The organism is Pseudomonas sp. CCC3.1 (genome assembly GCF_034347405.1).
Taxonomy (GTDB): Bacteria; Pseudomonadota; Gammaproteobacteria; order Pseudomonadales; family Pseudomonadaceae; genus Aquipseudomonas.
On sequence record NZ_CP133778.1, the window covers coordinates 1,872,433 to 1,892,126 of the forward strand.

20 protein-coding genes are annotated in these 19,694 nt (G+C 59.9%); 11 read left to right on the plus strand and 9 right to left on the minus strand.

What is annotated here, in order from left to right; translation table 11 throughout:
• The first annotated feature begins 35 nt into the window (after positions 1-35).
• From RHM56_RS08470 to RHM56_RS08510, 9 genes are all read left to right on the plus strand, one after another.
• A complete protein-coding gene (locus RHM56_RS08470; protein ID WP_322240420.1) occupies positions 36-794 on the plus strand; it encodes a heme ABC transporter permease in 759 nt (252 codons plus the stop codon).
• A complete protein-coding gene (ccmD, locus tag RHM56_RS08475) occupies positions 791-967 on the plus strand; it encodes a heme exporter protein CcmD (protein WP_322240422.1) in 177 nt (58 codons plus the stop codon). The genes RHM56_RS08470 and ccmD overlap by 4 nt, the downstream gene beginning before the upstream one ends.
• Positions 964-1,437, plus strand: a complete 474-nt coding sequence (ccmE, locus tag RHM56_RS08480; RefSeq protein WP_322240424.1) for a cytochrome c maturation protein CcmE — start codon at positions 964-966, stop codon at positions 1,435-1,437. Before ccmD ends, ccmE begins: the two co-directional genes overlap by 4 nt.
• Positions 1,437-3,425, plus strand: a complete 1,989-nt coding sequence (locus RHM56_RS08485; RefSeq protein ID WP_322240427.1) for a heme lyase CcmF/NrfE family subunit — start codon at positions 1,437-1,439, stop codon at positions 3,423-3,425. Before ccmE ends, RHM56_RS08485 begins: the two co-directional genes overlap by 1 nt.
• The gene (locus tag RHM56_RS08490) at positions 3,422-3,958 is read left to right on the plus strand and encodes a DsbE family thiol:disulfide interchange protein (protein ID WP_322240429.1); all 537 of its coding nucleotides are present in this window, start codon (positions 3,422-3,424) and stop codon (positions 3,956-3,958) included. The genes RHM56_RS08485 and RHM56_RS08490 overlap by 4 nt, the downstream gene beginning before the upstream one ends.
• On the plus strand, positions 3,955-4,431 hold the full coding sequence (locus RHM56_RS08495; RefSeq protein ID WP_322240431.1) for a cytochrome c-type biogenesis protein: 477 nt from the start codon (positions 3,955-3,957) through the stop codon (positions 4,429-4,431). The genes RHM56_RS08490 and RHM56_RS08495 overlap by 4 nt, the downstream gene beginning before the upstream one ends.
• Positions 4,424-5,626 (plus strand): c-type cytochrome biogenesis protein CcmI, encoded by a 1,203-nt coding sequence (gene ccmI / locus RHM56_RS08500; protein ID WP_322240433.1) that lies wholly within the window; start codon positions 4,424-4,426, stop codon positions 5,624-5,626. Before RHM56_RS08495 ends, ccmI begins: the two co-directional genes overlap by 8 nt.
• A 136-nt stretch (positions 5,627-5,762) precedes the next feature.
• A complete protein-coding gene (locus RHM56_RS08505) occupies positions 5,763-6,158 on the plus strand; it encodes a hypothetical protein (protein ID WP_322240435.1) in 396 nt (131 codons plus the stop codon).
• Positions 6,159-6,279: 121 nt separating this feature from the next.
• On the plus strand, positions 6,280-7,122 hold the full coding sequence (locus RHM56_RS08510; protein WP_322240438.1) for a PhzF family phenazine biosynthesis protein: 843 nt from the start codon (positions 6,280-6,282) through the stop codon (positions 7,120-7,122).
• Positions 7,123-7,137: 15 nt separating this feature from the next.
• Here RHM56_RS08510 and RHM56_RS08515 read toward each other — a convergent pair whose 3' ends face one another.
• The 7 genes from RHM56_RS08515 to gcl form a co-directional block, all read right to left on the minus strand.
• Positions 7,138-9,075, minus strand: coding sequence for a DNA topoisomerase III (locus RHM56_RS08515; protein ID WP_322241734.1), 1,938 nt, complete (start codon positions 9,073-9,075; stop codon positions 7,138-7,140).
• A 214-nt stretch (positions 9,076-9,289) separates the two neighbouring features.
• Positions 9,290-10,285 carry a sulfate ABC transporter substrate-binding protein gene (locus RHM56_RS08520; protein WP_322240440.1) on the minus strand — a complete coding sequence of 332 codons (996 nt, stop codon included), beginning with the start codon at positions 10,283-10,285 and terminating at the stop codon, positions 9,290-9,292.
• A 93-nt stretch (positions 10,286-10,378) separates the two neighbouring features.
• Positions 10,379-11,200, minus strand: coding sequence for an ion transporter (locus tag RHM56_RS08525; RefSeq protein ID WP_322240442.1), 822 nt, complete (start codon positions 11,198-11,200; stop codon positions 10,379-10,381).
• A 39-nt stretch (positions 11,201-11,239) separates the two neighbouring features.
• Positions 11,240-12,148 carry an urea transporter gene (locus RHM56_RS08530; protein WP_322240446.1) on the minus strand — a complete coding sequence of 303 codons (909 nt, stop codon included), beginning with the start codon at positions 12,146-12,148 and terminating at the stop codon, positions 11,240-11,242.
• Positions 12,149-12,283: 135 nt separating this feature from the next.
• Positions 12,284-13,174: a 2-hydroxy-3-oxopropionate reductase gene (locus RHM56_RS08535; RefSeq protein WP_322240448.1), complete on the minus strand. Its 891-nt coding sequence runs from the start codon at positions 13,172-13,174 to the stop codon at positions 12,284-12,286.
• A 112-nt stretch (positions 13,175-13,286) separates the two neighbouring features.
• Entirely contained in the window at positions 13,287-14,069 is a 783-nt protein-coding gene (gene hyi / locus RHM56_RS08540; RefSeq protein ID WP_322240450.1) for a hydroxypyruvate isomerase, read from the minus strand.
• Positions 14,070-14,125: 56 nt separating this feature from the next.
• The gene (gcl, locus tag RHM56_RS08545) at positions 14,126-15,901 is read right to left on the minus strand and encodes a glyoxylate carboligase (RefSeq protein ID WP_322240453.1); all 1,776 of its coding nucleotides are present in this window, start codon (positions 15,899-15,901) and stop codon (positions 14,126-14,128) included.
• A 268-nt stretch (positions 15,902-16,169) separates the two neighbouring features.
• Between gcl and RHM56_RS08550 the strand changes: the two genes are divergently transcribed.
• Entirely contained in the window at positions 16,170-16,610 is a 441-nt protein-coding gene (locus RHM56_RS08550; RefSeq protein WP_322240456.1) for a heme-binding protein, read from the plus strand.
• Between the two features lie 95 nt (positions 16,611-16,705).
• Here RHM56_RS08550 and RHM56_RS08555 read toward each other — a convergent pair whose 3' ends face one another.
• Positions 16,706-17,311, minus strand: a complete 606-nt coding sequence (locus RHM56_RS08555; protein WP_322240458.1) for a TetR/AcrR family transcriptional regulator — start codon at positions 17,309-17,311, stop codon at positions 16,706-16,708.
• Between the two features lie 133 nt (positions 17,312-17,444).
• Here RHM56_RS08555 and RHM56_RS08560 point away from each other — a divergent pair, with 133 nt between their 5' ends.
• Complete coding sequence (locus RHM56_RS08560) at positions 17,445-18,386, plus strand: DUF808 domain-containing protein (RefSeq protein WP_322240461.1); 942 nt, start codon at positions 17,445-17,447, stop codon at positions 18,384-18,386.
• Here the strand turns inward: RHM56_RS08560 and RHM56_RS08565 are convergent.
• The gene (locus RHM56_RS08565) at positions 18,383-19,588 is read right to left on the minus strand and encodes an MFS transporter (RefSeq protein WP_322240464.1); all 1,206 of its coding nucleotides are present in this window, start codon (positions 19,586-19,588) and stop codon (positions 18,383-18,385) included. The genes RHM56_RS08560 and RHM56_RS08565 overlap by 4 nt on opposite strands.
• Positions 19,589-19,694 lie beyond the last annotated feature (106 nt).

A 19,694-nucleotide genomic window follows, 5' to 3' on the forward strand; every position in this document is an offset into this window, starting at 1 on the left:
TGCAGGCCGCGTCAAAGCACCGTGATGGAAACAGCGTGATGAACTGGACTTGGTTTCACAAACTCGGCTCGCCCAAATGGTTCTATGCCATCAGCGGGCGCTTGCTGCCCTGGTTGAGCAGTGCCGCCGTACTGCTGATTGTCAGCGGGGTGGTCTGGGGCTTGGCGTTTGCGCCGCCGGACTATCAGCAAGGCAACAGCTTTCGGATCATCTACATCCATGTGCCGGCGGCCATGCTGGCGCAGTCCTGCTACGTGATGCTGGCGGTGTGCGGGGTGGTGGGGCTGGTCTGGAAGATGAAAATCGCTGACGTCGCGCTGCAATGCGCCGCGCCCATCGGTGCCTGGATGACCGCCGTGGCGCTGGTTACCGGCGCCATCTGGGGCAAACCGACCTGGGGCTCGTGGTGGGTGTGGGATGCACGCCTGACCTCCATGCTCATTTTGCTGTTTCTGTACTTCGGCCTGATTGCCCTGGGCAATGCCATCACTAATCGCGACAGCGCAGCCAAGGCCTGCGCGGTACTGGCGATTGTTGGCGTGATCAACATCCCGATCATCAAATACTCGGTGGAGTGGTGGAACACCCTGCACCAGGGCGCGACCTTCACCCTCACCGAAAAGCCCGCGATGCCGGTGGAAATGTGGCTGCCGTTGCTGCTCACCGTGCTCGGTTTCTATTGCTTCTTTGGCGCCGTGCTGTTGCTGCGCATGCGCCTGGACCTGCTCAAGCGCGAGGCGCGCAGCAGTTGGGCCAAAGCGCAAGTGTTAAAAGCGCTGGAGGGAAGGCGATGAGTTTTGCTTCGTTCAGCGACTTTGTCGCCATGGGCCATCACGGCTTGTATGTCTGGTCGGCCTATGGCATTTGCCTGGCGGTGCTGGCGTTAAACGTGGCGCTGCCGCTGGCGGCGCGCCGACGTTATTTGCAACAAGAGGCGCGCCGTCTGCGTCGGGAGAATTCGAAGTGAATCCGCTGCGTAAAAAACGTTTGATCATCATCCTGGCGATTCTGGTGGGCATCGGCGCCGCCGTCGCGTTGGCCCTGAGCGCCTTGCAGCAGAACATCAACTTGTTCTACACCCCGACCCAGATCGCCAATGGCGAAGCGCCACTTGATACCCGGATTCGCGCAGGCGGCATGGTAGAAGCCGGTTCGCTGAAGCGCTCGGGCGACTCGCTGGACGTTCAGTTCGTGGTCACTGACTTCAACAAGGCAGTGACCATTCAATACCGCGGCATCTTGCCGGACCTGTTTCGTGAAGGGCAGGGCATCGTCGCGCTGGGCAAGCTCAACGCCAACGGGGTAGTGGTGGCCGATGAAGTGCTGGCCAAGCATGACGAAAAATACATGCCGCCCGAAGTGACCAAGGCGCTCAAAGAGAGTGGCCAGTCTGCGCCTGCACCGGTCGAATCTGTACCGGCTAACGAGGTCAAGTGATGACGTCTGGACTGTTTATTCCCGAATTGGGCCACTTGGCCATGATTTTGGCGCTGTGCTTTGCCATCGTGCAGGCCATCGTGCCGTTGCTCGGCGCCTGGCGCGGCGACAAATTGTGGATGAGCCTGGCGCAACCGGCGGCCTGGGGTCAGTTCGCCTTTTTGCTGTTTGCCTTCGGTTGCCTGACCTACGCCTTTATGGCCGATGACTTCTCGGTGGCGTACGTCGCCAGCAACTCCAACAGCGCGCTGCCGTGGTACTACAAGTTCAGCGCCGTATGGGGCGCCCACGAGGGGTCGTTGCTGTTGTGGGCCATGATTCTGGGCGGCTGGACCTTCGCGGTGTCGGTCTTCTCGCGCCAGTTGCCGCAAGTGATGCTGGCACGGGTGCTGTCGATCATGGGCATGATCAGCGTCGGCTTTTTGCTGTTTCTGATTCTGACCTCCAACCCGTTCGTACGCTTGCTTCCGCAAATGCCTGCCGATGGCAATGACCTTAACCCACTGTTGCAAGACATCGGTCTGATCGTTCACCCGCCGATGCTGTACATGGGCTATGTCGGTTTCTCGGTGGCCTTTGCCTTCGCCATTGCGGCCTTGCTCGGTGGTCGGCTGGATGCCGCGTGGGCGCGTTGGTCGCGCCCCTGGACCCTCGTGGCGTGGGCCTTTCTCGGCATCGGTATCACGTTGGGTTCGTGGTGGGCGTATTACGAGCTTGGCTGGGGTGGTTGGTGGTTCTGGGACCCGGTGGAAAACGCGTCCTTCATGCCATGGCTGGTCGGCACGGCGCTGATTCACTCGCTGGCCGTGACGGAAAAACGCGGGGTGTTTAAAAGCTGGACGGTGTTGCTGGCCATTGCCGCCTTTTCGTTGAGCCTGCTCGGAACGTTCCTGGTGCGCTCCGGGGTGCTGACGTCGGTGCACGCGTTCGCCTCGGACCCTGAGCGCGGCGTGTTTATCTTGATCTTCCTGCTGTTCGTGGTCGGTGGCTCGCTCACGCTGTTTGCGCTGCGTGCGCCGGTGGTCAAAAGCCATGTCGGTTTTAACCTGTGGTCGCGTGAGACGTTGCTGCTGGGCAACAACCTGATTCTGGTCGTGGCCGCGTCGATGATTCTGCTTGGCACCTTGTACCCGCTGATTCTGGACGCCCTCAGCGGCGCCAAAATGTCGGTCGGGCCGCCGTACTTCAACGCGCTGTTTATCCCGCTGATGGGCTTGCTCATGGTGGTGATGGCCGTGGGTGTGCTGGTGCGCTGGAAAGACACGCCGATCAAGTGGCTGCTGGGCATGCTGACCCCGGTGCTGCTCGGCAGCGCTGCGCTGTCGGCGATTGCCGGTGTGGCCTATGGGGACTTCAACTGGGCCGTGATGACCACCTTTATGTTGGCGGCCTGGGTGTTGCTGGCCGGGGTGCGCGACATCGGCGACAAAACCCGCCACAAAGGCCTGGTCAAAGGCCTGCGCAGCCTGACCCGCAGCTATTGGGGCATGCAGATTGCGCACTTGGGCATCGCGGTGTGCGCGCTGGGCGTGGTGTTGTCGAGCCAGAACAGTGCTGAGCGCGACCTGCGTCTGGCACCGGGCGAGTCGATGGAACTGGCGGGTTACCAGTTCATTTTTGAAGGGGCCACGCATTTTGAAGGGCCGAATTTCACGTCAGACAAAGGCACCGTGCGCGTCATTCGCAATGGCAAGGAAGTCAGCGTGCTGCATCCGGAAAAACGCTTGTACACGGTGCAAAGCTCAATGATGACCGAAGCAGGGATTGACGCCGGTTTCACCCGCGACTTGTACGTGGCGCTCGGTGAACCCTTGGAAAATGGCGCTTGGGCGGTCCGGGTGCACGTTAAGCCCTTTGTGCGCTGGATCTGGTTTGGCGGTTTGCTCACCGGATTCGGGGGGGTGCTGGCGGCGCTGGATCGGCGTTACCGGGTCAAGGTTAAAACCCGCGTGCGCGACGCGCTGGGCATGACAGGAGAAACCGCATGAGACGCTGGCTAATGCTGGTCCCGCTGGTGGTGTTTTTGGGCATGGCAGGGTTTCTCTACAAAGGCTTGTACCTGGACCCGACCGAGTTGCCGTCGACAATGATCGGCAAGCCATTTCCGGCGTTCAGCCTGCCGTCGGTTGAGGGTGACAAAACCCTGACCGAAGCCAACCTCAAGGGCAAGCCGGCGCTGGTTAACGTCTGGGCCACGTGGTGTGTCTCGTGCAAAGTCGAGCACCCGGTGCTGACCAGACTGGCCGAGCAGGGCGTGGTGATCTACGGCGTCAACTACAAGGACATCAATGCCGACGCCAAAAAGTGGCTCACGGAGTTCCACAATCCGTATCAGTTGGACATCAACGATGAAGCAGGCTCTCTGGGCCTGAACCTGGGCGTGTACGGCGCTCCGGAAACCTTTTTGATCGACAGCCAAGGCATCATTCGCCACAAATTTGTCGGGGTGATCGACGAGCGTGTGTGGCGCGAGCAACTGGCGGGCAAATACCAGGCACTGGTCGACGAGGCCAAGCCATGAAGCGCTGGTTAGCGGCCGTTGCTTTCGGCTTGACGCTCACGGGCGTGGCCCACGCGGCCATCGACACCTATGAGTTTGCCAATGACGCCGAACGTGCGCGCTTTCGTGAACTGACTCAGGAACTGCGTTGCCCCAAATGCCAGAATCAGGACATCGCTGATTCCAATGCGCCGATCGCCACCGACCTGCGTCGCGAGATTTTCCGCATGCTGGGCGAGGGCAAGGACAACCAGCAGATCATCGACTTTATGGTCGATCGCTACGGCGACTTTGTGCGCTACAAACCGGCCTTGACTAGCAAAACCGCCGTGCTGTGGTTTGGTCCGCTGGCCTTGCTGGTGGGGGGGTTGGTGGTGATCGGGGTAATTGTCGGGCGCCGCCGTCGTACAGAACCTGCCGCAGGTTCGGACACACTTTCTGCCGAGGAGCGTCAGCGCCTCGATACCTTGCTGGATAAAACCAAAGATGATTGATTTCTGGCTCGCAGCAGGCTTGCTGCTACTGATCGCCCTCAGCTTTTTGCTGATTCCGGTAGTGCGCGGTCGTCGTGCCCAGCGCGAAGAAGACCGCACCGCCTTGAACGTGGCGCTGTACCAAGAACGCGTGGCCCAATTGCAGGCCCAGCGTGAAGACGGCGTATTGACCGCTGAGCAACTGGAGGCAGGACGCGCTGAAGCCGCCCGTGAACTGCTGGCGGACACCGAAGGCGTGGCGCCGTCACGAACCTCCAACCTTGGCAAAGCGGTGCCGATTTTGGCTGCGATCCTGGTGCCGGTCCTGGGCCTGGGCCTGTATGTGCACTTTGGTGCGAGTGACAAGGTTGAGCTGACCCACGAATTCGCGACACCGCCGCACTCGCTCGAAGAGATGATCTCGCGCCTTGAGCGTGCCGCCGCTGCGCAGCCGGACTCGGCCGAGAGCTGGTACTTTCTGGGTCGCGCCTACATGGCGCAAAACCGCTCTGCCGATGCGGCGAAAGTCTTTGAGCGGGCTGTTGCACTGGCCGGACGTCAGCCTGAGTTGTTGGGGCAGTGGGCGCAGGCCCAGTACTTTGCCGACAATAAAAAGTGGAGCGACAAGACCCAGGCGTTGACTGATGAAGCCCTGAAAGCTGACCCCAACGAAGTCACCAGCCTTGGCCTGCTCGGTATCGCGGCATTTGAGGGCAAGCGCTATCAGGAGGCAATCACTTATTGGGACCGACTGTTGCAGCAATTGCCCGCAGGCGATCCGTCTCGCGACGCCTTGCAAGGCGGCATTGAGCGCGCCCGTGAACAGTTGCTCGCCAGCGGCGGCAAGGTTGAAGCCGCGCCTGCGGCTAGAGCCGAGACGTCGATCAAAGTCAGCGTGGATGTGGCTGACGCGGTCAAAGCCAGCGTATTACCGGGTGACAGCGTCTTCATCTTTGCCCGTGCGATGTCTGGCCCACCCGCGCCGCTGGCGGTCAAGCGCGTCACTGTGGCCGACCTGCCCATCACTGTGGAGCTGGGCGATGCCGACGCAATGATGCCGCAATTGAAACTGTCTAACTTTCCCGAAGTCCAACTGGTTGCGCGCATCTCCCGTGCTGGCCAACCGACAGCTGGTGAATGGGTAGGGCGCAGCAAACCGTTGGCCAACAGCACCCAAACGCTGCAACAGCTGACCATCGACAGCCCGGATAAATAAATTCATCACGGGCTTGATTCTGTGGGAGCGGGCTTGCCCGCGATGGGATCGACAAGGTGTTACAGGTACACCGCGTCGCTTGCATCGCGGGCGAGCCCGCTCCCACAGGTCCTTACGACTTACATGAGAACCCGTTATGGCCGCACTTGCTCGTATCACCCTGCTTAGTCTGGCCGTCGGCCTGAGTGCTTGCGCGGTTCATCAGCCTTACGAATCCACCACGCCCTCAGCACCCAGCCCGATCCCGGCGCCTCAGCCTTCTGGCAAGCCGCTACCGGACATGCCCATCCCGCAACCGCCAAAACCGTTGCCGCGCACCTCGGCCACCTTCGCGCCGCCGCCCGGTGGCCCGAGCCACTGGGATGCGCGCCTGGGGGTGTATGTGCTGGATGACCAGAACAACATTTTCTATCGCCAGCGCACCTACTACCGCTGGGACAACGGCTGGAGCCGCTCGATCAGTCCGCGCGGGCCGTGGGAAGACACCGACATCAGCGGCGTGCCGCCGGGCTTGAGTCGGCAGTTCAAGTAGCGCCAAGCGCCGATACGGGTGCACCGTCTTGCGATCTTTTAAAAGATCAAAAGATCGCGAGACAAGCTCGTTCCTACAGAGGAATATCCCGGCTCTAATTGACCGCGATCGGGAGCCTGGCATGAGCCAATTTGAATTCAAGCAAGTCGACGTTTTCAGCACCGTTGCCCTTAAAGGCAACCCGGTGGCTGTGGTGTTGGATGCCGACAGTTTGACCGATGAGCAAATGGCCGACTTTGCGCGTTGGACCAACCTCAGTGAAACCACCTTTGTACTCAAACCGCAAAACCCCGAGGCGGATTACCGTCTGCGCATTTTTACCACGCTCAGAGAGCTCCCCTTTGCCGGGCACCCGACGCTGGGCAGTTGCCATGCCTGGCTGCAAGCCGGTGGCAAGCCGCGTGGTGAAGCGATCATTCAAGAGTGCGGCGTAGGCCTGATCACCCTTCGCCGCAACGGCGAGCAACTGGCTTTTACTGCGCCGCCGCTGCTGCGCTCCGGGGCTGTTGAGGACGCGTTGTTGCAGCGCGTATGCGCAGGTTTACGAATTGAGCGGCAAGACGTCCTGCAAGCGCGCTGGGTCGACAACGGCCCGGGTTGGGTGGCAGTGCTGCTGCGTGATCGTGAGCAGGTACTGGCGTTAAACCCCGACTACTCCCAGCTACAGGGCCTGGCCTTGGGCGTCGTTGCGCCTTGGACGCCCGAGCGTGATGGCCAAGAGGCGCAGTTTGAGGTGCGTGCGTTTGTGGCGGGCGACGGCATGTCTGAAGACCCGGTCACTGGCAGTCTGAACGCGGGGTTGGCGCAGTGGTTGATCGCCGACGGGCTGGCCCCGGCGCGCTATGTCGTCAGCCAAGGCACTGCCATGGGCCGTGCCGGGCGGGTTTTTATTGAGCAGATCGGCCAGGATATTTGGGTGGGTGGCGCCGCGGTGACCTGCATTTCGGGGTCTTTGAGCCTTTGATCGACGCCTGATTACTCAGGCACTTTTAGCCTTGGTCACACGCTTGGCCTTGGGCTTGCCCGCGGGGCTTTTGCGTTTTTTCTTCCAGGCGGGTGCCACACCCGCCGGGCTGGCCGGGCCGCTGATGGTCAGGCGCAGGCCGCTGCAGCGCTCGATGTGTTTGCTCATCCAGGCGGCTTGTTTGGCGACGAAGATGTCGAGGCTCATTTCGCCGCTTTGCACCATGTCCAGCGCTTGTTCCCAGATAGCGGTGGTGCCTGGGTCGGCGATGGCGCGGGGCACGGCGTCGATCAGGCTGAAAGCCGGTGCTGTGGCCGCCAGTGCCTTGCCGTTTTTGCTGAGATAACCGCGATCAAGCAAACCCTGAATAATCCCCGCGCGCGTGGCTTCGGTGCCAATGCCGGTGGTGTCTTTGAGTTTTTGTTTGAGCAGCGGGTCTTGGACCAGTTTGGCGACGTTTTTCATCGCTTTGATCAGGTCGCCTTCGGTAAAGGGTTTGGGCGGTTGGGTCCACAGGTCTTTGAGGTGGACGTTGGCAATCGCGCAGTCGAGCCCTTCACGCAGTATCGGCAAGGGTTGTGGCGCCGGGGCTTCGCGGCCTTTGGCCGGGGCCAGGGCTTCGGGCAGGGCGCGTTTCCAGCCCGGCTGGACGATTTGTTTGCCGACGGCGCGCACGTGCTGGCCAGCGCAATCGAAGTCGGCCTGGGTGCGGTCGTATTCGTGGTTGGGCAGAAACTGCGCCAGGTAACGGGCACGAATCAAGGTGTAAACAGCGCGGTGTTTGCCGCTCAGGCGTTCGAGGTTTTTTGCGGCGGCGGTGGGGATGATGCCGTGGTGAGCGCTGACTTTGGCGTCGTTCCATGCCCGCGAGCGGCGTTGCGGGTCGAGATGTTCGGCCAACGGCGCAAGGCTTGGGTCGGCCTGGCGCAAGGCCGCCAGAATGGAGGCCGCTTCGGCGTGCTGGCTTTGTGGCAGGTAGCCGCAATCGCTGCGCGGATAGGTCACGACTTTATAGGTTTCGTACAGTGCTTGGGCGACGTCGAGGGTTTCTTGCGCGCCGAGGCCGAGCTTTTTTGAACACACTTCTTGCAGGGTGCCGAGGTCGAATGGCAATGGCGCGACTTCGCGCATGCGCTCGGTGCGCAGTGTGCTGACCCTGGCATGGCTGGCGTTGTTGATCGCCGTGGCGGCCTGTTGTGCATGGGCCTGATTGAGGCAGCGGTCCTGATCGTCGCAGGTGTCGGGGTCGGCCCGCCATTGCGCGGTGAACAACTGGTTGTCGTGGTTGAGCTGCACGTCAATTGCCCAATACGCCACCGGCACAAAGTCGCTGATGCTGCGATCGCGGTCGACCACGAGACGCAGGGTCGGCGTTTGCACTCGGCCAACGGGCAACACGCCTTGATAGCCTGATTGGCGCCCAAGCAAGGTAAACAGGCGACTCATGTTCATGCCAATCAGCCAGTCGGCCCGCGAGCGCCCCAGGGCGGAGTGGTAGAGGTTGAAGGTTTCTGCACCAGGCTTGAGAGCGCCCAGGGCCTTGCGAATCGACGCGTCGTCCAGGGCTGACAGCCACAGGCGCTGGATGGGCCCGCGATAGCGGCAGTGTTCGACCAGTTCGCGGGCGATCATTTCACCTTCGCGGTCGGCGTCGGTCGCGATGACCAGTTCACTGGCTTCGCCGAGCAGTCGCTTGACCGCTTTGAACTGGCTGGCGGTTTTGGGTTTGACCCGCATCTTCCATTTGTCAGGGACGATCGGCAGGTCGGCCAGCACCCAACGCTTGTAGCGTTCGTCGTAGGCGTCTGGCGGGGCGGTTTCGAGCAGGTGGCCGATGCACCACGTCACCGTGGCAGCAGGCCCCACCCAGCAGCCATCACCGCGTCGGCTGGCACCGAGCACGGCTGCAATATCTTTGGCCTGGGAGGGTTTTTCACACAGAAACAGCCGCATAGCTTCACTCATTCGTGCTTCGCAGAAGAGGTGCAGCATGGGCAGTCATTGGCTGGAGAGCAAGTTTTTTTACTGTGTTTTTGTACAGGTCGTGCATGCAGGGATTGTAGCCGCTGCCGAAGGCTGCGATGGGTTGCGTAGCGACCCTCAGAAAGAGAAGGTCCTGCGGCCCTTATCGCAGCCTCGTTCCTCGGCAGCGGCTACACATGCAACATTACTGGTTGTAGATCTGGTCGAATACACCGCCATCGTTGAAGTACTTTTTCTGCACGTCGCGCCAGTCACCGAAGGTTTTTTCAACCGACAGGAAGTCGACTTTCGGGAAGCGGTCGTTGTACTTGGCCAATACCGCCTTGTCGCGTGGGCGCAGGTAGTTGTTGGCGGCAATTTCCTGGCCTTCTGGCGACCACAGGTATTTCAGGTATTCATCGGCTGCCGCACGGGTGCCTTTTTTGTCGACCACTTTGTCAACCACGCTGACCGGCGGCTCGGCTTCAGCCGATACGCTTGGGTAGATCACTTCGAATTGGTCACGGCCGAATTCGCGGGCGATCATTTCAGCTTCGTTTTCGAAGGTCACCAGCACGTCGCCGATCTGGTTGGTCATGAAGGTGGTGGTGGCGGCACGGCCGCCGGTGTCCAGTACGGGGGCTTGTTTGAAGAGCTTGCCGACAAAGTCTTTGGCCTTGGTTTCGTCGCCGCCATTTTTCAGCACATAACCCCAGGCCGAGAGGAAGGTGTAGCGGCCGTTACCCGAGGTTTTCGGGTTGGGCACGATCACTTGCACGCCGTCCTTGAGCAGATCTGGCCAGTCGTTCAGGGCTTTCGGATTGCCTTTACGGACAATAAACACGGTGGCTGAGGTGAACGGTGCACTGTTGTTTGGCAGGCGGGTCACCCAGTTCTCTGGTACCAGTTGGCCGTTATCGGCCAAGGCGTTGATGTCGGTGGCCATGTTCATGGTGATCACATCAGCCTTGAGGCCATCGATCACCGAACGCGCTTGTTTGCTGGAGCCGCCAAACGACATCTGTACGTTGATTTTGTCATTGTGTTCGGCTTGCCAGTGTTTCTGGAAAGCAGCGTTGTAGTCTTTATAGAAGTCGCGCATAACGTCGTAGGACACGTTCAGCAACGTGGTGTCCGCGTGCGCGAAGCTGCTGAGGACAAGGCCGGCGGCCAATACGGAGGCGCTAAAGAGTTTTTTCACTGCGTATTCCTTGTTATAGGGAGCAATAGGGGCAATTTGCCACCGACTATAGCGGGTGGCGCATAGTCCTTAAAAGATTAAAAAGCACTTTGGTTATACGTTTTTGGTAAATAGTGCATTGCCGCAGCGCGAGCAAAAAGACGCCGAGGGTTCGTGCTGGTCTTTCTTGCAGGTCGGGCAGTCGTGCTTGAGTTTCTCACCGCGCATGGCATTGGCCAGTTCGGCGGTAAAAATCCCGGTGGGCACGGCGATGATCGAATAGCCGGTGATCATCACCATGGCCGAGAGGATTTGCCCGGGGATTGTTTTCGGCACGATGTCGCCATAACCCACTGTGGTCAGCGTGACGATGGCCCAATAGATGCTGACCGGGATGCTGGTAAAGCCGTTTTCCGGGCCTTCGACCACGTACATCAAGGTGCCGAACACAGTCACCAAGGTGGAGACACCGACTAAAAATACGATGATTTTCTGTTTGCTGCCGCGCAAGGCCGAGAGCAGGTAGTTGGCCTGGCTCAGGTACGGCACCAGTTTGAGAATCCGGAAAATGCGCAGCATGCGGATAATTCGGATGATCAGCAGGTACTGTGCGTCGCTGTAATAAATGGCCAGAATCCCCGGCACGATGGCCAGCACGTCCACCAGCCCGTAAAAGCTGAAGGCGTAGCGCAGGGGTTTGGGCGAGCAGTACAGGCGCAGGCCGTATTCGACCGCAAACACAAAGGTGAAGCCCCACTCGATGTACGCCAACAGATCGGCGTAGTTGCGGTGAATACTGTTGATGCTGTCCAGTATCACAACCACCAGGCTCGCCATGATGATCAGCAACAGCGTGGTATCAAAGCGGCGTCCGGCTGGCGTGTCGGACTGAAAGACCATCACGTACAGGCGCTGACGCCAATCCTGATTATTCATGTAGGTTGCTCGAATCCAGAATGTCAGAAGATTCGGGTATTAACGCTCGATGCGCAACCGGCTTTGCTTGTCATCTGCAACGGGTTGAGGTCTGAACAGCCGTACACCGCTGACGATCAGCCAGCAACCGAGCACAAACGGGGCGGTCAATGGAGGCATCCCTAAAGCCTTGAAGACCGGCATCAGCAGCAATGTAAGGACGATACCGCTGAGCGGCAGCCAGACGCCACGGCGTTGCTGGCTCAAGGCCAATGCGGCCAGCGCCGGGTTGTATCCCGCCAGCCCGCTGAGCGCAGCACTGGTGTCGTGCTGGTAGAGGCTGAACAAAAGCCCCGCCAATGAGCCGATAAGCGCCCACACGGCGGCGCGCCAACTGCTTAGCCACAGGCCGAGCACAATCAGTAACCCGGCGACCGGGTGTTGCAGCAGCATGACCTGGCCGATGCCTTTAAACAGTGCTGTAACCAGGGTGAAGCTGTTGATTGCGTGTAGCTGTTCGGGCTGCGCGGGCAAGGGGTGCAGGCTGAGCAGCAGCCAGCCCAGGCCCACAAATGGCGCGGTATAGATCAACAGGCTTTGGGGCTGGGTGGACCGCTTGAGCCATTGATGAACTAGCATGCTGCTGAGCCCGGCGCTGGTGATGATCAGCAACGGCAGCATGGCGGACCATGGCAGTTGATGGCTCAGCAGTAGCCCCAGCAACACGCCGTTGTAACTGTAGAGCCCGGCCTGGCGCTCGGTTTTCGCATAGCCGCGTCGTTGCGCGGTCAGCAAACCGGCGACAGCGCCGAGCAATGCGCCGCCGAGCAGCGTGGGGGCGCTGATCAGAATGGCCAGCAGGCACAAAACGCCGCAGAGCGGATGACGTTGCAGGAAAATCTGACTGAAACCCGTGCACAGGGCGGTGGCCCAATCGGGGCAGATTGGGCTGAGTGAGGATGAACGCATGGAAACTCCTGACACGTAGTCGCTGCCAAGGTACGAAGGCTGCAATGCGGGCCGCAGGACCGCCGTCAGGGGCCGCTTCGCTGCCCATCGCAGCCTCATTCTTCGTCAGCGACTACACCATGTTGCGAGGAGAGGTTATTGGTCGCGGATAGAGAAGTTGGCCATGTGTTCCAGGCCTTTGATCAGCGCCGAGTGGTCCCAGTTGCTGCCGCCGATGGCGGCGCAGGTGCTGAACACTTGTTGGGCGTTGGCGGTGTTGGGCAGGTTGATCCCCAGTTCACGGGCGCCCGCCAGTGCCAGGTTGAGGTCTTTCTGGTGCAGGCTGATACGGAAGCCTGGGTCGAAGGTGCCTTTGATCATGCGCTCGCCATGCACTTCGAGAATCTTCGACGAAGCGAAGCCGCCCATCAGTGCTTCACGCACTTTGGCGGGGTCGGCGCCGTTTTTAGCGGCAAACACCAGGGCTTCGGCAACGGCCTGAATGTTCAGCGCAACGATGATCTGGTTGGCCACTTTGGCGGTTTGACCATCGCCATTGCCGCCCACCAGGGTGATGTTTTTACCCATGCTTTGCAGCAGGGGCAGGGCGCGGGCGAAGGTTTTTTCGTCGCCGCCGACCATGATGCTTAAGGTGCCGGCCTTGGCCCCGACTTCGCCGCCAGAGACTGGAGCGTCGAGGTATTGCGCGCCCTTGGCGTTGATCTTTTCAGCGAAGGCCTTGGTCGCGGTCGGGGAGATCGAACTCATGTCGATCACCACTTTGTTCGGGCTCAGGCCCGCTGCGATGCCGTCTTCGCGAAACAGCACGTCATCGACCTGTGGGGTGTCGGGCACCATGACGATGATGAATTCGGCTTCCTGGGCGACTTCTTTCGGGCTGGCCAGCGCGATGGCACCTGCGGCCACCAGATCGGCCGGAGCTGCGCCGTGGTGGGTGGACAGGAACAGGCTGTGCCCGGCTTTTTGCAAGTTGCTGGCCATAGGCGAACCCATGATTCCGGTGCCGATAAATCCGATTTTAGCCATGACAAATCCTCTTGTTTTTATTTAATAGTCAGCCTCTGTAGGAGCGAGCTTGCCTCGCGATCTTTTGATCTTTTAAAAGATCGCGAGGCAAGCTCGCTCCTACAGAAAATCCTTACACCGCGTTATGCGTTTTAAGCCATCCCAGCCCGGCTTCGGTGCTGGTCAGCGGCTTGTACTCGCAACCCACCCAACCCTGATAGCCGATGCGGTCCAGGTGCTCGAACAGGAATCGGTAGTTGATCTCGCCAGTGCCCGGCTCATGGCGCCCGGGGTTGTCGGCCAGTTGGATGTGGTTGATCTGCGGCAGGTGCGTCTGCATCGTGCGCGCCAGGTCGCCTTCCATGATTTGCATGTGGTAGATGTCGTATTGCAGGAACAGGTTGGCGCTGCCGACCTTGTCCTGAATCGCCAGCGCTTGCTGGGTGTTATTGAGATAGAAGCCCGGAATGTCGCGGGTGTTGATCGCTTCCATCACCAGCTTGATGCCCACCGCTTGCAGTTTGTCGGCGGCGTATTTGAGGTTGCTCACAAAGGTTCTTTCGACCGTCGCGTCGTCTACGCCTTGTGGGCGAATGCCGGCCAGGCAGTTGATTTGAGTGTTGCCCAGGACTTGCGCGTAGGCGATGGCCAAATCGACGCCAGCGTGGAATTCTTCAACCCGATCCGGGTGGCAGGCAATGCCGCGCTCACCCTTGGCCCAATCACCGGCGGGCAGGTTGAACAGCACTTGGGTCAGTTTGTTGGCATCCAGATGCGCCTTGATTTCGGCGGAGCTGTACTCGTAAGGAAACAGGTATTCAACGCCGTGGAAACCAGCATTGGCAGCCGCTTGAAAACGGACAAGGAAATCCTGTTCGGTGAACAGCATGGACAGGTTGGCAGCAAAACGCGGCATGGTGAACTCCTGCTTTGGGTGCCCTCTCCCTGTGGGAGAGGGGAAGGGCTAATCCGTTAATCGAGCATTGAAATAGCGGTCGGTGCATCGTTACCCACCAGCGCCAGATCTTCAAATTCGTTGACGGCGTTGATTTCGGTGCCCATCGAAATATTGGTCACGCGCTCCAGAATAATCTCCACGACCACCGGTACGCGGAATTCTTTGATCAGTTCTTGAGCCTTGCGCAGTGCGGGCTGAATTTGATCCGGCTCAAAGACGCGCAATGCCTTGCAGCCCAGGCCTTGCGCCACGGCGACGTGGTCGACGCCATACCCGTTGAGTTCCGGGGCGTTGAGGTTGTCGAAAGACAGCTGTACGCAGTAGTCCATTTCGAATCCGCGCTGTGCCTGACGGATCAGGCCCAGGTAGGAGTTGTTCACGACCACGTGGATATACGGCAGGTTGAACTGTGCGCCAACGGCCAGTTCTTCGATCATGAACTGGAAGTCATAGTCGCCCGACAAAGCCACCACATTGCGGCTCGGGTCGGCTTTGACCACACCCAGTGCGGCCGGAATGGTCCAGCCCAGAGGCCCGGCCTGACCACAGTTGATCCAGTGCCGAGGCTTGTAAACGTGCAGGAACTGCGCACCGGCAATCTGCGACAAACCGATGGTGCTGACATAACAGGTGTCTTTGCCGAAGACCTGGTTCATCTCTTCGTACACGCGTTGCGGCTTGACCGGCACAGTGTCGAAGTGAGTCTTGCGGTGCAGGGTGGCTTTGCGTTGCTGGCAGTCTTGCAGCCAGGCGCTGCGGTTTTTCAGTTTGCCGGCGGCTCTCCATTCGCGGGCCACTTCCAGGAACACCTTGAGTGCAGAGCCTGCGTCGGAAACGATGCCCAGATCCGGGGTGAACACGCGGCCGATTTGCGTGGGCTCAATGTCGACGTGAATGAACCTGCGGCCTTCGGTGTACACCTCAACCGAGCCGGTGTGGCGGTTGGCCCAGCGGTTGCCGATACCCAGCACCACGTCGGATTTGAGCAGGGTGGCGTTGCCATAGCGGTGCGAGGTTTGCAGGCCAACCATGCCCACCATCAGCGGGTGATCGTCGGCAATCGTGCCCCAGCCCATCAGGGTCGGGATCACTGGAATACCGGTCAATTCGGCAAACTCCACCAGCAGGTCGCTGGCGTCGGCGTTGATCACGCCACCGCCGCTGACCAGCAGCGGGCGCTCGGCCTGATCAAGCATGGCCAGGGCTTTTTCAACCTGGACCCGCGTGGCTGAAGGCTTGGCCAGCGGCAACGGCTCGTAAGCGTCGATGTCGAACTCGATTTCAGCCATTTGCACATCAAACGGCAGGTCGATCAGCACTGGGCCGGGGCGACCGGAGCGCATCTCAAAAAAGGCTTTCTGGAACGCATACGGTACCTGGCCCGGTTCGAGCACAGTAGTCGCCCATTTGGTCACGGGTTTGACGATGCTGGTGATGTCGACGGCCTGGAAGTCTTCTTTGTGCATGCGCGCCCGAGGGGCTTGGCCGGTGATGCACAGAATCGGGATCGAGTCGGCAGAGGCGCTGTAAAGCCCGGTCACCATGTCAGTGCCCGCTGGGCCGGAAGTGCCGATGCACACGCCAATATTGCCGGCTTTGGTGCGGGTGTAACCCTCGGCCATGTGCGAGGCGCCTTCCACGTGGCGAGCAAGGACGTGATCGATGCCGCCCACATTCTGCAGGGCTGAATACAGCGGGTTGATGGCGGCGCCTGGAATACCAAAGGCAGTGTCGACACCTTCGCGACGCATCACCAACACGGCGGCTTCGATTGCTCTCATTTTGCTCATTTGATTGTGCCTCTTACGTTTTATAATTGTATACAAGTGGCTGTGGGGCGAGTGTATTCATGCTCTGGTGTGCAGGTCAATCGGTTTTATTTGATCGGGTGATAGAAGGTGAAAAGGCCTCTATACAGGCCTTTCGGGTCAAGTTTTGATTTGGTTGTGCGGAAAATTGTATACAAATAATGTATTTATTGTGTTCTATTGGTCTCATTCGAGCCGCCTGATACAGGCGCGCATCAGGCTTTCCAATAACAAAATAAGGACGGCAACCATGAGTGCTTTAACCTTGAAAGACGCTTTAAACCTGACCGCTCAAGCCCTCAGCGCGGGTCGGCAGATCAATGCATCACCGCTGACAGTGGCGGTGCTCGACGCGGGCGGGTATTTACTGGCCTTGCAGCGTGAAGACGGCGCGAGCCTGTTGCGGCCCAACATTGCGATTGGCAAAGCTTGGGGCGCGATTGCCTTGGGTAAAGGCTCGCGCTTGTTGGCGCTGGACGCACAGCAGCGCCCGGCGTTTTTCGCGGCACTCAACGGGATGGGGCAGGGCGATGTTGTGCCTGCGCCGGGTGGCGTGTTGATTCGTGATGATCAAGGCACTGTGGTCGGTGCAATTGGCATCAGCGGCGACACCTCGGACATTGATGAGCAATGTGCGATCAGCGCGGTAGAAGGGCTAGGGTTGCGGGCGGATGCGGGGGTGGCGGTTTAATCACGTTTTTCTGTAGGAGCGAGCTTGTCTCGCGATCTTTTCAGGCCTTCAAAAGATCGCGAGGCAAGCTCGCTCCTACGGTTTTGCGCCAGGAGTCAATCCGGGGCACAGCCCTTGAGCACCAGCCGAATGATGGTTTGGGTCGCGGCTTCGTAGTCGCTGTCGTCGAGCTTGGCCTTGCCGGTGATGGCGGAGATTTGCCAGTCGAAGTCGGCGTAGGTCTGGGTCGCGGCCCAGATGCTGAACATCAGGTGGTGCGGATCGATCGGGGCGATTTGTCCACGGTCGATCCAGGTCTGGATGCAGGTGATGTTGTGCTTGGCTTGGGCGTTGAGCATCTCAACTTGTTTTTCACTCAGGTGCGGAGCGCCGTGCATGATTTCGCTGGCGAATACCTTTGAGGCAAACGGCAGTTCACGTGAAATCAGGATTTTGGAGCGGATGTAGTTACTCAGTACTTCGTTCGGCTCGCCGTCGGCGTTGAACGGCGTCGAGACGCGCAGTATCGGCTCGATGATGCTTTCGAGCACTTCGCGGTACAGGTTCTCTTTGGACTTGAAGTAGTAATAGACATTGGGTTTTGGGACCCCTGCTTTGGCCGCGATGTCGCTGGTTTTGCTGGCGGCGAAGCCCTTGTCAGCGAACTCTTCGCTGGCGGCTCGCAAAATCAGTTCTTTATTACGCTCGCGGATACTGCTCATAAACCGGGTATTTCCTTGCCTGTTGTGGCGGTCGGGCATGGTAGCACCGGGTTTGCGGACGGCTCAAGATTGCAGCTTATGGGCAGACGCACGCTATGCTTAGGCCCATTCACACTTCAAGGAATATTCCCCCATGGCAGGCAGCAGTTTGCTGATGTTGCTCGACGATATTGCCGCCGTGCTCGATGACGTCGCGTTAATGACCAAAATGGCCGCGAAAAAGACGGCCGGGGTGCTGGGCGATGATCTGGCGCTCAATGCGCAGCAGGTATCGGGCGTACGCGCTGAACGCGAGTTGCCGGTGGTCTGGGCGGTGGCCAAAGGCTCGTTTCGCAACAAGCTCATTTTGGTGCCCGCAGCCTTGGCGATCAGCGCGTTTGTGCCGTGGGCGGTCACGCCGTTGCTGATGGTGGGCGGTGCGTTCTTGTGTTTCGAGGGCTTTGAGAAGCTGGCGCACAAATTTTTGCACAGCAAGGAAAGCGCTCAGACTGAGCGCAAAGCCCTGCAAGAAGCCGCCGCCAGTTCAGAGGTCGACTTGGCGGCGTTTGAGAAAGACAAAATCAAGGGCGCGGTGCGCACTGACTTTATTTTGTCGGCCGAGATCATTGCCATCACCTTGGGCACCGTGGCTGAGGCGCCGTTGATGCAGCAGGTGGTGGTGTTGTCCGGTATCGCGATTGTGATGACCATCGGCGTGTATGGGGTGGTCGCGGGGATCGTCAAGCTGGATGACGGTGGGCTGTACTTGAGTCAGAAGACCGGAGAGGGCGCCTGGCGACGCCTTCAGCGCAGCTTCGGGCGCGGCGTGTTAAATGCCGCACCTTACATGATGAAAAGCCTGACGGTGATCGGGACCGCCGCGATGTTTTTGGTAGGCGGCGGGATTCTGACCCACGGCGTGCCGGTGGTGCACCACTGGATCGAAGGCGTTGCGCAAAACACCACGCCGTGGCTGGGCGCGGTGTCGGTGATTGTGCCGACCTTGCTTAACGCCGTGGCCGGCATCGTTGCTGGCGCAGTGGTGTTGGCGGCGGTCAGTGTTGCAAGCAAGATCTGGCACGCCGTGAAACGTTAGGCCAACGCGCTGGGGTGGGCTGATGTGCTGTTTTGCAGCAGGCGATAGCCCAACACGGCAAACAGCAGCATGCTCAGACCTGCCGCCATCGACACGTTGAACCCGGCCGGTGCGCCGTAAGCATCGATCACCCAGCCGCCGACCACGGCGCCGAGGGCCACGCCGATGCCCAGGCCGGTAATCATCCAGGTCAGGCCTTCGGTCAGCTTGGCCGGTGCGACGATGTTTTCCACCAGCGCCATCGCAGTAATCAGCGTCGGGGCGAAGAACAGTCCGGCTACAAACATGGCGGCGGCCAGGGTGATGATGCTGTTGGCCCACATCAGCGGCACCATGGTGATGGCTGTGGCCAGCGCACCCAACAGGAAGAGTCTGGGCAACGGCATGTTCAGCTTGAGCATGCCGAAGGCCAGCCCGGCGATGCAGGAGCCCAGCGCGTAGACCGACAGCACAATGCTCGCGGCGGCGGGTTGGCCCTGATGCTGGGCAAAGGCCACGCTGACCACGTCGACGGTGCCCACAATGGTGCCCAGCCCCAGCAGCGCCATCACCAACACCAGCACGGCGCCCTGGCGCAATACGGTGCCGTTATTTTCCAGCGTGCGTGGGTGCACCGGCGGCTCGGTTTCGCGTTGCAGCACAAACGCGGTTACCCCCACGGCCATGAAGATCGCCGCCACGAGCGGTCCGGCCTGAGGAAACAGCGCCACGCTGAGGCCCACTGAAATGGGCGGCCCGACGATAAAACACACTTCATCGAGCACCGATTCGAAGGCGAAGGCAGTGTGCAGTTTGGGCGAACCGCGATACAGCTCGCTCCAGCGGGCGCGGACCATGGCAGGCATGCTGGGCATGCACCCGGCAAGGGCGGCGCATACGAACAGCGTCCAGTCGGGTGCTTCTAGATGGCTGCACAGCAGCAACGCGAACATGGCGCACACGCCGATGGCGGCGGCACCCGGCAAGACGCGGCCTTGGCCGTAACGATCAACGGCCCGGGAGATTTGCGGCGCCAGCAGCGCCATTGTCAGGGCGAAGGTCGCCGCCACGGCACCGGCCAGCCAATACGAGCCGTGCAACTGCGCGAGCATGGTGATGATGCCGATACCCGCCATGGAGACGGGCATACGTGCGATCAGGCCAGCGGCGCAAAAGGCTTTGGTGCCGGGGGCGCTGAAAATCTCGCGATAAGGGTTAGCCATACAAGCTCCGGAACAATTGAGGCGTGGTGGGAGCGGGTTTCGCTCGGTATCACATACGCGGCGTATGTAGAAATATACGCATACGCGGCGTATGTCAATTAACATA